16 protein-coding genes are annotated in these 15,317 nt (G+C 57.6%); 4 read left to right on the forward strand and 12 right to left on the reverse strand.

Going from position 1 to position 15,317, the window contains the following annotated elements; translation table 11 throughout:
• Positions 1 to 133 precede the first annotated feature (133 nt).
• Together fumC and B9Z41_RS07745 are read left to right on the forward strand one after the other, a co-directional pair.
• Positions 134 to 1,516: a class II fumarate hydratase gene (gene fumC / locus B9Z41_RS07740; protein WP_100146504.1), complete on the forward strand. Its 1,383-nt coding sequence runs from the start codon at positions 134 to 136 to the stop codon at positions 1,514 to 1,516.
• 118 nt (positions 1,517 to 1,634) lie between these two features.
• On the forward strand, positions 1,635 to 2,087 hold the full coding sequence (locus B9Z41_RS07745) for a CHRD domain-containing protein (RefSeq protein WP_100146464.1): 453 nt from the start codon (positions 1,635 to 1,637) through the stop codon (positions 2,085 to 2,087).
• On the opposite strand, the gene B9Z41_RS07750 is transcribed toward B9Z41_RS07745, so the two are convergent.
• The 12 genes from B9Z41_RS07750 to leuC form a co-directional block, all read right to left on the reverse strand.
• Positions 2,084 to 2,341 carry a DUF2789 family protein gene (locus B9Z41_RS07750; protein ID WP_100146465.1) on the reverse strand — a complete coding sequence of 86 codons (258 nt, stop codon included), beginning with the start codon at positions 2,339 to 2,341 and terminating at the stop codon, positions 2,084 to 2,086. The two genes, B9Z41_RS07745 and B9Z41_RS07750, sit on opposite strands and share 4 nt — an antisense overlap.
• Positions 2,342 to 2,498: 157 nt before the next feature.
• Positions 2,499 to 3,371 (reverse strand): acetyl-CoA carboxylase, carboxyltransferase subunit beta, encoded by an 873-nt coding sequence (accD, locus tag B9Z41_RS07755; protein ID WP_100146466.1) that lies wholly within the window; start codon positions 3,369 to 3,371, stop codon positions 2,499 to 2,501.
• A 47-nt stretch (positions 3,372 to 3,418) separates the two neighbouring features.
• A complete protein-coding gene (gene trpA / locus B9Z41_RS07760) occupies positions 3,419 to 4,228 on the reverse strand; it encodes a tryptophan synthase subunit alpha (RefSeq protein ID WP_100146467.1) in 810 nt (269 codons plus the stop codon).
• The gene (gene trpB / locus B9Z41_RS07765) at positions 4,225 to 5,499 is read right to left on the reverse strand and encodes a tryptophan synthase subunit beta (RefSeq protein WP_100146468.1); all 1,275 of its coding nucleotides are present in this window, start codon (positions 5,497 to 5,499) and stop codon (positions 4,225 to 4,227) included. The genes trpA and trpB overlap by 4 nt, the downstream gene beginning before the upstream one ends.
• Positions 5,500 to 5,570: 71 nt before the next feature.
• Complete coding sequence (locus B9Z41_RS07770) at positions 5,571 to 6,263, reverse strand: phosphoribosylanthranilate isomerase (RefSeq protein WP_100146469.1); 693 nt, start codon at positions 6,261 to 6,263, stop codon at positions 5,571 to 5,573.
• A complete protein-coding gene (truA, locus tag B9Z41_RS07775) occupies positions 6,260 to 7,057 on the reverse strand; it encodes a tRNA pseudouridine(38-40) synthase TruA (RefSeq protein WP_100146470.1) in 798 nt (265 codons plus the stop codon). The genes B9Z41_RS07770 and truA overlap by 4 nt, the downstream gene beginning before the upstream one ends.
• A gap of 5 nt (positions 7,058 to 7,062) precedes the next feature.
• Positions 7,063 to 8,604 carry a FimV family protein gene (locus B9Z41_RS07780; protein ID WP_100146471.1) on the reverse strand — a complete coding sequence of 514 codons (1,542 nt, stop codon included), beginning with the start codon at positions 8,602 to 8,604 and terminating at the stop codon, positions 7,063 to 7,065.
• Between the two features lie 24 nt (positions 8,605 to 8,628).
• Positions 8,629 to 9,759 carry an aspartate-semialdehyde dehydrogenase gene (gene asd, locus B9Z41_RS07785; protein ID WP_100146472.1) on the reverse strand — a complete coding sequence of 377 codons (1,131 nt, stop codon included), beginning with the start codon at positions 9,757 to 9,759 and terminating at the stop codon, positions 8,629 to 8,631.
• 360 nt (positions 9,760 to 10,119) lie between these two features.
• Positions 10,120 to 11,205, reverse strand: coding sequence for a 3-isopropylmalate dehydrogenase (gene leuB, locus B9Z41_RS07790; protein WP_100146473.1), 1,086 nt, complete (start codon positions 11,203 to 11,205; stop codon positions 10,120 to 10,122).
• An 18-nt stretch (positions 11,206 to 11,223) separates the two neighbouring features.
• Positions 11,224 to 11,868: a 3-isopropylmalate dehydratase small subunit gene (gene leuD / locus B9Z41_RS07795; RefSeq protein ID WP_100146474.1), complete on the reverse strand. Its 645-nt coding sequence runs from the start codon at positions 11,866 to 11,868 to the stop codon at positions 11,224 to 11,226.
• Positions 11,868 to 12,008, reverse strand: a complete 141-nt coding sequence (locus B9Z41_RS07800; protein ID WP_100146475.1) for an entericidin A/B family lipoprotein — start codon at positions 12,006 to 12,008, stop codon at positions 11,868 to 11,870. Before B9Z41_RS07800 ends, leuD begins: the two co-directional genes overlap by 1 nt.
• A gap of 19 nt (positions 12,009 to 12,027) precedes the next feature.
• The gene (gene leuC, locus B9Z41_RS07805) at positions 12,028 to 13,479 is read right to left on the reverse strand and encodes a 3-isopropylmalate dehydratase large subunit (RefSeq protein WP_100146476.1); all 1,452 of its coding nucleotides are present in this window, start codon (positions 13,477 to 13,479) and stop codon (positions 12,028 to 12,030) included.
• A 332-nt stretch (positions 13,480 to 13,811) separates the two neighbouring features.
• Here leuC and B9Z41_RS07810 point away from each other — a divergent pair, with 332 nt between their 5' ends.
• Entirely contained in the window at positions 13,812 to 14,141 is a 330-nt protein-coding gene (locus tag B9Z41_RS07810; protein ID WP_100146477.1) for a polymer-forming cytoskeletal protein, read from the forward strand.
• Positions 14,142 to 14,213: 72 nt separating this feature from the next.
• Positions 14,214 to 15,317, forward strand: a complete 1,104-nt coding sequence (locus tag B9Z41_RS07815) for a magnesium transporter CorA family protein (RefSeq protein WP_100146478.1) — start codon at positions 14,214 to 14,216, stop codon at positions 15,315 to 15,317.

The following is a 15,317-nucleotide window of genomic DNA, read 5'->3' on the forward strand; positions in this document are numbered from 1 at the left end:
TGCGACGGGCAGCAAACCTCATATTTTAAGAGTTTCCCTTGGCGCCGCCCAAGTTGCCCTCGCGCCTGTGTCGACATCGACAGTCTGTCGCTGAAAGCGCAGAATGAATCGCATCCAGCAGGAGGGCCACGCCATGCATGACACCCGCACCGAGATCGACTCTATGGGTGCCATCGAGGTGCCCGCAGACAGGCTGTGGGGTGCACAAACCCAACGGTCTTTGATGTACTTTCAGATTTCGTCTGAAAAAATGCCGTCAGAAATCATTTTGGCCCTGGCCCGCATCAAGGCCGCTTGTGCCTATGTCAATGGGCAACTCCAGCTCTTGCCACAAGACAAGGCCCATGCCATTGGGGTGGCCGCACAAGAGGTTGTGTCGGGGCTTCACGCGCAAGAGTTCCCCCTCTCTGTGTGGCAGACCGGTTCTGGCACACAAAGTCATATGAATATGAACGAGGTGCTCGCCAACCGCGCTTCTGAATTGCTCGGCGTGCCACGTGGGCCACATCGCTGTGTTCACCCCAACGATGACGTCAACCGAGGACAGTCCTCCAATGACATATTTCCGACAGCAATGCATGTCTCAGCGGCCTTGGCGATCACTGGTGCTTTGCTGCCAGCGTTGCTGCGGCTGACAGACACCCTGCAGGCCAAGTCGGTGGCGTTCGAACACATTGTCAAGATCGGTCGCACGCACTTGCAAGATGCCACGCCCCTGACCTTGGGCCAGGAGTTTTCTGGTTATGCGGCACAACTGGTGCAAGCGGGCGCGGGGCTTCGGGCCGTGTTACCCGATGTGTACGCTCTCGCCGTGGGTGGCACCGCCGTCGGGACGGGCTTGAACACACACCCTGAATTTGGTGCGCGTGTCGCCGATGCGTTGGCGCGTTCGACGGGTTTGCCCTTGGTCAGCGCGTCCAATAAATTTGCGGCCCAAGCATCGCATGATGCATTGGTGGGCGCTCATGGAGCCCTCAAAGTGCTGGCTGTGGCCTTGATGAAGATTGCCAACGACATCCGTTGGTTGGCTTCTGGGCCACGTTGTGGCTTGGGTGAACTCACCCTGCCTGCCAATGAGCCTGGAAGCTCCATCATGCCCGGCAAAGTCAACCCCACCCAATGCGAAGCCTTGGCCATGGTGGCCTGTCAGGTCATGGGCAACGATGTGACCATAGGTCTGGGCGGTGCGCTGGGTAATTTTGAGCTCAATGCCTACAAACCACTCATGGCGCACAACTTTTTGCAAAGCGTGCGTTTGCTCAGCGCGGGCATGGACAGCTTTGAGCAGTACTGTATCCGTGGCCTAGAAGCACAACGAGAGCATATTGCCGACTTGTTGGGACGCTCGCTCATGTTGGTCACGGCACTGGTACCTCATATTGGCTATGACCGCGCCGCTGAAATTGCCAAATTTGCGGAACGTGAAAACCTCAGCTTGCGTGACGCAGCATTGGCTTTGAAGGCTGTTTCGGCAGCAGATTTTGACCGCTGGGTCCAACCTGAACACATGGTGTGATGACGCAGTTCCAAGTCTGTCAGCCTTGACTTTATTGATGAGTCGTCCACATCATGGACACGGTGGGTCTCAACTTGGGCCCGCCCATTTCATTTCCACCTCACACAGGAGAAAGCGTATGACCTCCATCAAAAGAATTTTTACCTGGGGATTCCTGTCCTTGTGCATCACCTTCCTCGCGAGCTGTGCTTCCATGTACGGAGATCCCAACATCGTGAAATTCAACAGCCAATTGATCGGTGGCAATGAAGTGCCGGCCAATAACACGATGGGACGTGGCACCTTGGACGCTGCGTTGAACAAAACCACCAACGAGCTGACATGGCGTGTCACCTATTCCGGCTTGACGGGACCTGTTGGGGCAGGCCACTTTCACGGCCCAGCCATGATGGGTGCCAATGCAGGGGTCGCGCTGGGCTTCAAAGGCAATCTGGACAGTCCGATTCAAGGCTCAGCCACGCTGACAGCCGACCAGGCACGAGACGTCTTGGCTGGCAAGTGGTACGTCAATCTGCACACCAAAGCCCATCCCGGTGGCGAAGTGCGTGCACAGCTGATGCCTGCCAATTAACCAGGCTCTGGTTCGTCTGGCTCGGGGCGCAGAGCCAGACTGAGTTGGTCCACCACCTCGGCCCAATTGGCATCTTCTTGCAGCAGCTCTTGCAGCAAGCTGGCTTGCGCGGGCGTCCAAAAAGCAGCATCTTGCAACCGGATGTTGAAAGCAAGTGGGCTGTGCTGGGTCAGAAATTTCTGGATATCCGCGGGTGTGGAGGAAAGACCTAGCTGGGCAAATAGCTCGGAGAAGCGAGGAAATAGTTTTTCCATGATCTGTGCTCCTTGGCAATGCAGTCTATGGACAACAAGTCCATCAACAACGCCACTTTATGTTCAAACCTGTTGCTTGTGTGTACTTTGAGTCAGCGCAGACAAATAAAAAAAGGCCCTCATCTGAGAGCCTTTGATTGGGTGTGGCTCGCTTGAATCAAGCCACCGCATCCGCAGGTTGTCTTTGCAACATGGCCAAGGTGTTGGCAATGGTTTTGCGCAGTTCACGGCGATCACAAATAAAGTCAATCGCACCTTTGGTTTGCAAGAACTCGGCACGTTGAAAGCCCTCGGGCAAGGTCACACGCACGGTGCTCTCAATCACACGAGGGCCCGCAAAGCCAATCAAGGCTTTGGGTTCGGCAATCACCACGTCGCCCACAAAGGCAAAGCCGGCAGACACGCCACCCATGGTGGGGTCAGTCAGCACGCTGATGTAGGGCAGGCCCTTCTTGGCCAAGCGGGTCAGCGATGCGTTGGTCTTGGCCATTTGCATCAATGACAGCAAGCCTTCTTGCATGCGCGCGCCACCCGTGGCGGTGAAGCAGATGAACGGCACTTTTTGTTCAATGGCGGTGTGCACGCCGCGCACAAAGCGCTCACCCACTACCGAGCCCATGGAGCCACCCATGAAATCGAATTCAAAGCAAGCTGCCACCACATTGATGCTGTGCACCGCGCCACCCATCACCACCAAAGCGTCGGTTTCGCCGGTGTTGTTCATCGCTTCTTTCAAGCGTTCAGGGTATTTGCGGCTGTCCTTGAATTTCAAGGCGTCCACAGGCACCACTTCTTGGCCAATTTCGTAGCGGCCTTCGCCGTCTAAAAATGCATCCAGACGTTGACGCGCCCCAATGCGCAGGTGGTGGCTGCAACTGGGGCAGACGTTTTGGTTTTGCTCCAGATCGGTTTTATAGAGCACGGTTTCGCAGCTAGGACACTTGACCCACAAGCCTTCCGGCACGCTGCGGCGATCCGCTGGATCGGTGTGTTGAATTTTTGGGGGCAGTAGTTTTTCGAGCCAACTCATGGTGAGTCCTTCGTCAGTTCTGAATCAAATGATTTTAGTCGTCTGGCTTATGCATCCAAGGCTTGGCGAATGCCAGCCAGGAAGTCATGGGCCGCTTGCACCGCTTCGCCCTCGGGCGCAGCTTCCAGCAACTGGATGATGCGGCTGCCAATCACAACGGCGTCGGCCACACGGCTGACCGCGCGTGCGGTGGTGGCATCGCGAATGCCAAAACCTACACCTACAGGGATGTGCACGTGCTGACGAATGCGTGGCAGCATGGCTTCCACCGCGTCGGTGTCGAGATTGCCAGCACCCGTCACACCTTTGAGCGACACGTAATACACATAGCCACTGGCCACACGTGCCACTTGCGCCATGCGTTGGTCGGTGCTGGTCGGGGCGAGCAAGAAAATCAGGTCCATGCTGTGCGCACGCAACGTGGCCGCGAACTCTTCGCACTCTTCGGGGGGATAGTCCACGATGAGCACGCCATCCACGCCTGCTGCGGATGCGTCTTTCACAAACGCATGCGTCCCGTGTTTCAGGTCGTAACACTCGACGGGGTTGGCATAGCCCATCAACACCACGGGGGTGGTGGCGTTGGTTTGGCGAAACTCGCGCACCATGCCCAACACTTGCGTGGTGCCAATGTGCAAGCGCAGTGCTGCTTCACCGGCTTTTTGAATCACCGGGCCATCGGCCATGGGGTCGCTGAAAGGTACCCCCAGTTCAATGATGTCGGCGCCAGCATCCACCATGCTGTGCATCAGCGCGGGCGTGATCTCGGCTTTTGGAAAACCGGCCATCACATAGGGAATCAAGGCTTTGCGGCCTTGGGCTTTGAGGGCTGAGAGGGTGACGTCGATGCGACTCATTTCGTGACCTTGATGGTGTGCTCTGTGGGGCCGCCTTTGACCGACTGTCCTTGACAGCTCGGGCGGCAAAAGAAGTCAGCGCCGCTCAAGTCGGCCACCGTGCCAATGTCTTTGTCGCCACGCCCAGACAGGTTGACCAAGATCGATTGATCGGGTGACATGGTTTTGGCCAGCTTCATGGCGTAGGCCACGGCGTGGCTCGACTCCAGCGCCGGAATGATGCCCTCGGTGCGGCATAGGTAGTGAAAAGCGTCCAAGGCTTCGGTGTCGGTGATGCCCACATACTCGGCACGGCCAATGTCTTTGAGGAACGCATGCTCGGGGCCCACGCCGGGATAGTCCAGGCCAGCGCTCACGCTGTGGGTTTCGGTGATTTGGCCGTTCTCGTCTTGCAAGATGTAGGTGCGGTTGCCGTGCAGCACGCCGGGCGCGCCCAACTGTAGCGAGCACGAGTGGCGATCTGTGTCCATGCCTTCGCCTGCGGCTTCCACGCCGATCAAGCGTGTTGTCTCAAACGGGATGTAGGGATAAAAAATCCCCATGGCGTTGCTGCCACCGCCCACGCAGGCCAACACCACATCGGGTTGTGCGCCATGGTGCATGGCGGGCATTTGCATGATGCACTCTTCGCCAATCACGCTTTGGAAGTCGCGCACCATCATTGGGTAAGGGTGTGGTCCGGCCACGGTGCCAATGATGTAGAAGGTGTTGTCCACGTTGGCCACCCAGTCGCGCATGGCTTCGTTCAGCGCGTCTTTGAGTGTGCGGCTGCCGCTCTCCACGGGCACTACGGTGGCGCCCAAGAGCTTCATGCGGTAGACGTTGGGGCTTTGGCGTTTCACGTCCTCTGCGCCCATGTACACCACGCATTCCAAGCCGTAGCGTGCGCAAATGGTGGCGGTGGCCACGCCGTGTTGGCCAGCACCGGTTTCGGCAATCACGCGGGGCTTGCCCATGCGCTTGGCCAGCATGGCTTGGCCAATGGTGTTGTTGATTTTGTGGGCGCCGGTGTGGTTGAGGTCTTCGCGTTTGAGGTAAATCTGTGCACCACCCATCTCACGGCTCATGCGGGCCGCGTGGTAGATCGGAGAAGGCCGTCCGACAAAGTGGGCCAACTCGCTTTTGAACTCTGCCATAAAGGCCGGGTCGTGTTGGTATTTGGCGTAGGCCTCTTTCAGCTCTTCAATGGCGTGGGTCAGGGTTTCGCTGACAAAGCTGCCGCCATAAGGGCCAAAGTGGCCGCGTGCATCGGGTTGTTGGTAGTTCGACATAGAGGGGCCTGCAAAAAAGGGCTGGGTTTTAACCCCAGCGCTTCAAAAAAAGAAATAGCTCAGAAGGAGTCTCAGCGCGCGTCTGAACGCGCGTGGTGGGCGTCTGCGGCACGCACAGCGTCTGTGAACCCGCGAATCAGGGCGGGGTCTTTGATGCCTTTGGCCGACTCCACGCCAGAACTCACGTCCACCGCCAGCGACAAGCCGCGGTCACGCAAGGCATGCAGGCCGTCTGTCACGTTGGCAGCGTTGAGTCCACCAGACAAGACGAGGTGAGCGTTGACGTTTTGAGGAAGCTGTGACCAATTGAATGCCTTGCCGCCACCGCCGTAACCGTCGACATGCGCGTCGAGCAGCACCGCTTGGGCGTCTTTGTAATCGTGGGCATATTTTAATAGGTCGAACGGGGCTTCGCCCTGGGCTGGTTCAAGGGGAATGCGGGCGGCCCGAATCCAGCGTCGTCCTAGTCGCTGTGCAATCTGGCGACATTGTTCGGGCGTTTCATCGCCATGAAATTGCAGCCAGGCACCCGGCACACGCAAACAGGCTTGTGCGATGGCCTCGGACGTCTCGTTGACAAACAGCAGCACGGGCGTGACAAAGGCTGGCAAGCGTTGCGCCAACACGGCGGCACGTTCAGCGGTGACAGCGCGTGCGCTGGGTGGGTACAGCACAAAGCCCACGGCATCGACGCCGGCTGCCACCACAGCGTCCACGTCTTGCTCGCGGGTCAGGCCACAAATTTTGATGCGGGTGCGGTTCATGGCAAACCATCATACGCAGGCGCCCCGTTGGGCAAGCCCCAATGGGCGTCGTACTGCGGTCCTAAAAAGTACAAGCCGTCAGGGCTGAACGTGCGGCTGGCAGCGTCGCGACTGCGCGCGACCAACACCTCGGCCATCCACTCGGGCGGGTGGGTGCCTTCACCAATGGGAATCAAACAACCCATGAGGTTGCGGATCATGTGGTGCAAGAACGCATTGGCTTCAAACTCAAAACGCCAATACGCGGAGTGGGGCTGCGTGCTGCGTCTCGTGATGCGGATACTGCGCAGCGTTTTGACGGGGCTCAACGCTTGGCAGCTGGAGGCGCGAAACGAGGTGAAGTCGTGTTCGCCCAGCAGGTACTCAGCAGCTTGCTCCATCGCTTCCAAGTTGAGTGGGCGGTACACCCATCCCACCCGGCCTACGTCCACGCTGGGGCGCACAGGAGACTCTAGCAGCACATAGGCATAGCGGCGTGAAATGGCGCTGCCTCTGCTGTGAAAACTATCGGGTACTACTTGAGCCCACTGAATGGCAATGTCGAGTGGCAAAAAACTGTTGGTGCCACGCACCCACGAGTACGGGTCGCGTTCTAAATCGGTGTCAAAGTGAATCACCTGCATCAAGCCATGCACCCCTGAATCGGTGCGACCTGCGCACAAGGTTTGAACACGGGTGGTGGTGAATTTTTGCAGCGCTGCTTCGAGGCGGTCTTGCACGGTTTTGCCTGAGAGCTGGCTTTGCCAGCCTTCGTAGGCCTGGCCGTTGTAGCTCAAGCCCATGGCGATACGCATGGGCTTTAGCCTCGCTCAGCCAGCCACTGCTTGGCGCGAGCTTGCACCTCGCCTTTGGCTTCGTTGGCGACTTCTTCCATCAGCGCGCGGCTGGTGTGCAACTGGCCAAGTTGCCAGAGCTCTTGCGCCAAATCCATGCGCACTTGGAACGGGTTGTCTGGCGTGGTGGGTTCGTCCAGGTCCAGAGAAATGTCCGGAATGTCCATCGTGGGACGTGCCGGTTGCGCTTGGGGCATGACTGGTTTTTCTGCCGCAGCTTGCGTGGGGGCTGCTTCATCGGCGCTGGTGCTTGGCGCCATGCTGGGAGCCACTTGCGGCGCCAAGTCGTTGGCGTGGGGCAAGTCCAGATCGAACTTCACATTCAAGGGCGGCAAGCCCTGAATGTTGTCACCCTGTTGGCGGTTGGCACGACGACTCCACAGACTGGCCAAAACCAGCAGGGCAATCAAACTGCCCGCACCCACTGGGGCCAGAGGGTGGTGGGTGAGTTGCCCCAGCCAGTCTTGGGCATTCGAGGCGGCACTGGCTGGAAGATCTGTTTCTAATGCGGCAGAGGCACCCGCTACCGTGGCTGTGGCTGCGGCGATCTTGCCCAATTCGGCAATGTTGCGGCCCATCTCTGCGGCACGGCTGGCGACTTCTTGCGCTTGGCGTTGTTGGGCTAATTTGTCTTCCACGCCACCTTGGGTGGGCTTGGTCAGCGTCAGCTTGTCTTCTTTGGCACTGGCCTTTTTGTTTTGCACACGTGCTTCGAGCTTGCCAGTGCTGTCGCGGCTGGCTATAGGCGCTGTGCCGCCCGGGGCGCGGGCTGCCAATTCAGCGCGATACGCCTGAAAGTTGGCAGTTTGCACTTGTATTTCTTTGCGTGCTTCTTCGCGTGACACCGCCTTGGCATCTTGCTCCGACGGCATGTTGAGCAACGAGCCCGATTTCAACCGGTTCACGTTGGCGTTCACAAATGCATCGGGATTGCTGCGCAACATGGCCACCAACATCTGGTCCAACGAGACGTCGGTCGGTTTGTTGCGTGCCGCCAGATCGCCTGCGGTGTCGCCGCGTTTGACCTTGATCGAGGCGGACCCACTGCCTACGACCGTGGGTGAGCTAGGCCCGTTTTGGCGGCCATCGTCCATTGACAAACTCACCGCACGCAGCAAGCGACCATTGGCCCAACGCAAATCCAGTAGCACGTCAATGAAATTGCTGGTCACTGTTTGCTGGCTGGTGATGGCCAGGTAAGGTCGCCCGTTGTTGCGCTTGAGCAGCTTGACCTGAATCTCCAAGACCGCACCATGGCTGGTAGGGATCTCCAGTTTGGTGGCCTTGTACACCTCAAGGCCAGCCAAAGCAGCTTGAAAATTCACTTGTTCTGCGGCCGTCATGTCCGCAATGTCAATCTCGGCCTTGAGGGTTTCGCCTTGTTTGGACTGCACCACAGGACGACTCAAAGTGAGTGCCTGCGCACTGCCAAGTAGTGTTAAGGAGAGGGCCGCCCACAACGCCGTGCGTTGGAACAGGGTAGATGCAGGGCGGAGGTCTCGGGTCATGTCCAGAATGGTAGCGGGTTTATTTCAACGTTCCAGCAGGATGCGCAACATGCGACGCAGCGGCTCGGCAGCGCCCCACAACAATTGGTCGCCGACGGTGAAGGCACCCAGGTAGTCGTTGCCCATGGCCAGTTTGTGCAAGCGACCCACAGGCACGGTCAGGGTGCCGGTCACGGCGGCGGGTGTGAGGTCACGCTCGGAGATCTCGCGTTGGTTGGGCACCACTTTCACCCAGTCGTTGGCTTGGGCCAAGATCGACTCGATCTCGTCCATGGGCACATCTTTTTTGAGCTTGATGGTCAGACCTTGCGAGTGGCAGCGCATGGCGCCAATGCGCACGCACAAGCCGTCAATCGGAATGCTGCCCGCACTGCGGAAAGCAGGCTTGCCCAAAATCTTGTTGCATTCGGCGCCGCCTTTCCACTCTTCCTTGCTTTGGCCATGCTCAACAGGGACATCGATCCATGGAATCAAGCTACCAGCCAGCGCCGTGTTGCGGAAGTTCTTGGTGGGGAAAGACGCATCGCGCATGGTGGCGGCCACTTTGCGGTCGATGTCCAAAATGGCAGAAGAAGGGTTGGCCAATTCGGTTTTCACCGCATCGTGCAGCGCACCCATTTGCGACAACAGCTCACGCATGTTTTGCGCGCCAGCACCCGAGGCCGCTTGGTAAGTCATGGCACTGACCCACTCAATCATGTCGTGCTTGAACAACCCGCCCATGGCCATCAACATCAGGCTCACGGTGCAATTGCCGCCGATCCAGTTTTTGCCGCCTTGGGCCAAGGCGCTGTCGATCACATCGCGGTTCACAGGATCCAGCACGATCACGGCGTCATCGGCCATGCGCAGCGACGACGCAGCGTCAATCCAGTGGCCCGTCCAGCCTGCGGCACGCAACTTTGGATACACCTCTTTGGTGTAGTCGCCGCCTTGACAGGTCAAGATGATGTCGCAGCGCTTGAGCGCCGTGATGTCATTGGCGTCTTGCAGCAGGGTTTCGTTTTTGGCAAAGGAGGGCGCTGGGCCACCCGCGTTCGAGGTGGAGAAGAACAGGGGCTCAATCAGCTCAAAGTCTTTTTCCTGAGCCATGCGGTCCATCAAGACCGAGCCAACCATGCCGCGCCAACCGACTAAACCTACTAACTTGCTCATTTCAACGCCTTTTCAAAGATAGAAAACAGTGCCAGACCAGACTGTTTGCCCGGCTCGTCTGGCCGGGGGGCGCACGACGGACCGGAGCTGAATCAGCCCTGAATGGTCGTGGTTTTGGGGGTGAATGCACGCGTGCCAACAGCAGCCTTGGCGGCTGTTGTTGAGTTCAGAGTGACGAACAAGCAGGCGTGAAACATGGCACTCATTGTATCGGATGGTGGCTTTGTGCTGGCTGACAAAAGACTGGCAGCTAAGGCAGCAAGGCCGCGCCACGTCGTGTGGCGATGACTTCTTCGGTGTGACGTCCCCAAACACAAAGAGCGCCATCGGCGCTCTTTGTGTTTGAGTTTGTGCAGATTTTTATACCAAAGCTTTCACCACGGCGTCACCCATTTGCGAAGTGCCCACCTTGGTGGTCCCTGCGCTGTAAATGTCGGGTGTGCGCAGGCCTTGAGCCAGCACCGCCTTGACGGCCGTTTCAATGCGGTCTGCGGCTTCAGCTTGGTTCAAGCTGAAGCGCAGCATCATGGCCGCGCTCAAAATGGTGGCCAAGGGGTTGGCCACGCCTTTACCCGCGATGTCGGGCGCACTGCCATGGCTGGGTTCATACAGGCCTTGGTTCTTTGAGTTCAAAGAGGCGGAAGGCAACATGCCAATTGAGCCCGTCAACATCGACGCCTCATCGCTCAAGATGTCGCCAAACATATTGCCCGTCACCACCACGTCAAAACGTTTAGGCTCTTTCACCAATTGCATGGCTGCGTTGTCCACGTACATGTGGTCCAGCGCAATGTCGGGGTACTCTTTGCCGACTTCGCTCACCACATCTTTCCAGAACTGGAAGGTTTCCAACACGTTGGCTTTGTCCACGCTGGTCACGCGGCCTTCGCTGCCCGATGCTTTGCGCTTGCGTGCGGCTTGGAAAGCCACATGGGCAATGCGCTCAATTTCGGGTTTGCTGTAGCGCATGGTGTCAAACGCTTCTTCGGCACCCGGAAAGTGACCATCGGTGGCCACGCGGCGGCCACGGGGTTGACCAAAGTAAATGTCGCCCGTCAGCTCGCGGATGATCAAGATATCCAGGCCCGAAATCAGCTCAGGTTTCAAACTGGATGCGCCGACCAATTGCTCGTAGCAAATGGCAGGGCGGAAATTGGCAAACAGCCCCAAGTTCTTGCGCAAACCCAAAATGGCTTGCTCAGGGCGCAGCGGGCGGTCCAACGTGTCGTATTTCCAGTCGCCCACAGCACCAAACAAAATGGCATCGGCCTCTTTGGCCAGCTTCAAGGTGCTGTCGGGCAGCGGGTGGCCGTGGGCGTCAAATGCAGCACCACCCACCAGGGCGGTTTCGGTTTCAAACTTCAAGTCAAGAACGTTGAGAACTTTGACCGCTTCTGCGACGATTTCGGTGCCAATGCCATCACCTGGCAAGACTGCGATTTTCATGAATCTTCTTTCTTGTGTTTAAGCAGTGTGTGCCAACCAGGGCTTGGTGGCCAGGCGTTGTGCTTCAAAGGCCTTGATCTTGTCGGCTTGGCGCAAAGTCAAGCCGATGTCGTCAAAGCCGTTGAGCAAGCAGTACTTGCGGAAAGCCTGCACTTCAAACGGAATGGTTTCGCCTTGGGGGCGCACCACCACTTGACGCTCCAGATCGATGGTCAACTCAAAACCTGGGAAAGCCAGTGCTTCGTTGAACAAAGCATCCACCGTGCTCTCAGGCAGCACGATGGGCAACAAGCCGTTTTTGAAACAGTTGTTGAAAAAGATGTCGGCAAAGCTGGGTGCAATCACGCAGCGAAAACCGTACTGGTCCAGAGCCCAAGGCGCGTGTTCACGTGACGAACCGCAGCCAAAGTTTTTACGTGCCAACAAGATCGAGGCACCTTGGTAGCGCGGTTGGTTCAACACAAAGTCAGGGTTGGGCTTGCGGCTGGCGGGGTCTTGACCGGGCTCGCCGTGGTCCAAGTAACGCCATTCGTCAAACAGGTTGGGGCCAAAGCCGGTCTTGCGAATCGACTTCAAGAATTGTTTGGGGATGATGGCGTCGGTGTCCACGTTCTCGCGGTCCATCGGGGCCACCAGGCCTTTGTGAGGTGTGAATTTCTGCATTATTTTTTCGTCGCTGCGTTTTCAATCGCCGTGCCGGCTTTTTGCACATCCTGCCCCATGCCTTTGACGGTGTTGCAAGCACTCAAGCTGGCGCTGGCAAGCAAGGCCAGGCAGACCCAGAAAAATTTGGTGGTGTTCATCAACGTACTCCCTTGAGGTTCAAGCAAACTTGCGCACGTCCACAAAGTGGCCGTGAATTGCTGCGGCAGCAGCCATGGCAGGGCTGACCAAGTGGGTGCGCCCACCTGCGCCTTGACGGCCTTCGAAGTTGCGGTTGCTGGTCGATGCACAGCGTTCGCCTGGCTCTAAGCGGTCGGCGTTCATGGCCAAACACATCGAGCAACCGGGTTCACGCCACTCAAAGCCAGCGGCCTTGAAAATTTCGTGCAGCCCTTCACGCTCGGCCTGTTCTTTCACCAAGCCAGAGCCTGGTACCACCAAGGCCTGTTTGACGTTCTTGGCCACTTTCTGTCCCAGCTTCTTGACCACTGCTGCTGCTTCACGCATGTCTTCGATGCGGCTGTTGGTGCACGAACCGATGAACACTTTGTCCACAAAAATATCGTTGATGGCCTTGCCTGGCGTGAGGTTCATGTAGGTCAAGGCACGCTCGATGGCGCTGCGCTTGTTGGCGTCTTTTTCTTTGTCCGGGTCTGGCACGCGGTCTTCGATAGACAGCACCATCTCGGGGGAGGTGCCCCAGGTCACTTGCGGCAAGATTTGGGTGGCATCGAGTTCCACCACCGCGTCAAACTTGGCGTCGGTGTCGGAATGCAAGGTCTTCCAGTAAGACACGGCGTTGTCCCACTCGACACCGCCCACAAACTGGCCGGTGGCCTTGTCGGTGCCAGGCGACAGCAAGCGGCCTTTGACGTAGTCAATGGTTTTGTCGTCCACGGCCACCAAGCCAGCGCGTGCGCCGCCTTCAATGGCCATGTTGCACAAGGTCATGCGACCTTCCATGCTCAAACCGCGAATTGCTGAACCGGCAAACTCAATCGTGTAGCCCGTGCCGCCTGCGGTGCCGATCTTGCCAATGATGGCCAGCACCACGTCTTTGGCCGTCACGCCTTTGGCCAAAGCACCGTCAACTTTGATCAACATGTTCTTGGCTTTTTTGGCCAGCAGCGTTTGCGTGGCCATGACGTGTTCGACTTCTGAGGTACCAATGCCGTGGGCCAATGCGCCAAACGCACCGTGGGTGGAGGTGTGGCTGTCGCCGCACACCACGGTCATGCCGGGCAAGGTGGCGCCGTTCTCTGGGCCAATCACGTGCACGATGCCTTGACGCTTGGACATGAACGGGAAGAACGCTGCCGCGCCAAAAGCTGAGATATTGCTATCCAGTGTGGTGATTTGTTCTTTGCTGATGGGGTCTGTGATGCCGTCATAACCCAGCTCCCAGCCCGTGGTCGGGGTGTTGTGGTCGGCTGTGGCCACGATCGAGCTGACGCGCCACACCTTGCGACCGGCTTCGCGCAGGCCTTCAAAAGCTTGTGGGCTGGTCACTTCGTGCACCAAATGGCGGTCAATGTAGAGGATGGCGGTGCCGTCTTCTTCGGTATGGACGACGTGCTCGTCCCAAATCTTGTCGTACAGGGTGCGTCCCATGAGTCTTCCTTTGGTACAGACTCTCATTTTAGGCCGATGGATCCACACAAACGGCGCGAGGTTTTTATCTGCCCTGATCGATCATGAACGCAGCACAGGCCCAGCAAACCACAGGGCTGGCGCCGCCATCAAGCCCTTGCCGCTGCACATGAGCGCTGTCATCTGCACGACAAAGCCCGGGGGGCGTGGGCCCTGGAGGCAAGAAAAAACCTGTCTTTGCGCAGTTTTAGGCCATTCTTTTGCTGGACTCAGCGCAAAATAGGGGGGCTGTCAGTTTCGAGGCCTTGCTTTGGACTGTGCCTGCACATCCCCACACTCATCAAGGAATCTCCATGGCTGAACAAGCTGCATTGACAAACAACCTGGTCATCGGCGAGGGCGTCACTTTCAACGGGACCATCGTGGCACCAGGGAAAGTTTTGATCAATGGCTCGGTCAGCGGCGAGCTCCAAGCCGACGACTTGCAGATTGGCAAGAACGGCAAAGTCACGGGCAAAGTGCAGGCTCGTGAAATTGATGTGCATGGTGAACTCAACGAAGACATCAATTGCAAAGAGCACATCCTCATCCACAGCACCGGCAAAGTCACTGGTAGCCTGGAATATTCAGAGCTTGAAATTCAACGCGGCGGCCGTTTTCACGGCGACATGAAGCAAAAATAATTTCAACGACAGCAGGCACGCACCTCCTGCGAATGTGACATTCTTGTCACACCTGTGCCCCACAATCGGCACATGAGAATCTTCCACATCACTACGCAAGCCGTGGTCGAAACGGTTGAATTGCCTGCTTGCATGCCAGAGCACGGCTTTGTGTGGATGGCTTTTGCGCGCCGCGAATTCGAGGTTTTGCAGCAAGCCATTCAAACGACGCTGGAGCACATGTGCGGCGCGCAAATCGTCGATTTGCATGTCTCAGACGTGCTCAACAACCAATTGCCTTCGCATTACGACTACACCTCGGATTACCACCTGATGGTGTTTCGTCGCCTAGCTGCAGGACAAACAGAGTCTGACCTGTCACGGCCCGGCGCCATCTTGCACCGATCGCGTGAAAAAGGTGGTCCGCCTGTGCTGCACCGCATCGACACCAGCCCGGTCGCTTTTGTCGTCTTTGACCGTGTGGTGGTCACCGTGCATCCCACCGACTGTGCGGTACGCGACAGCTTTGCGGCACGTCTGCTCCACACGGCGCAATCGTCGCTGAACCAGCAAGCCAACCGCATGCCCATGAGCCCGCCCGACTTGATGCTGCGTGTCATCAGTCAAATGGTGGATGGCTACTTGAATCTGCGCCGCGAACTGACCCGCCAACTCGACCATTGGCAGACCGAACTGATCAACCCCAACACCCGCTTCAACAACTGGAGTGCTTTGTTGGATGCACGTTTGTCATTGCATCATTTGGATGAAATTTGTGAAGACCAACGCGCCGCCATCCAAGATTGGATTGATGCCCTGGATGCAGTCAGCGAGCCCCACGCCGAGCATGTGCGCTCGTTTGAGTTACTCAAGGTGCGCAGCCGCGATGTGTTGGAGCACATTGAGCGCGTGGTCCACCATGTGCGTCGTTTAGAGCAAAGTGCCGAGACAGCGGTGCAAATGCACTTCAACGCGCAAAGCAACCGTACCAACGACATCATGCGCACGCTCACCGTGTTGACGGCCATCTTTTTGCCCCTGAATCTGATCACCGGCTTCTTTGGCATGAACTTCGAGAATTTCCCCATCCTCCATGACGCGCAAGGCCTGTGGTGGACCTTGGTCAGCATGGGGCTTTTGGCAGTGGTGCTGGTGGTCTTTTTCTGGCGCAAACGCTACTTGGGGCGCAGCAGCTGA

The sequence above is a fragment of the Limnohabitans sp. JirII-31 genome (assembly GCF_002778315.1).
Classification (GTDB): Bacteria; Pseudomonadota; Gammaproteobacteria; order Burkholderiales; family Burkholderiaceae_C; genus Limnohabitans.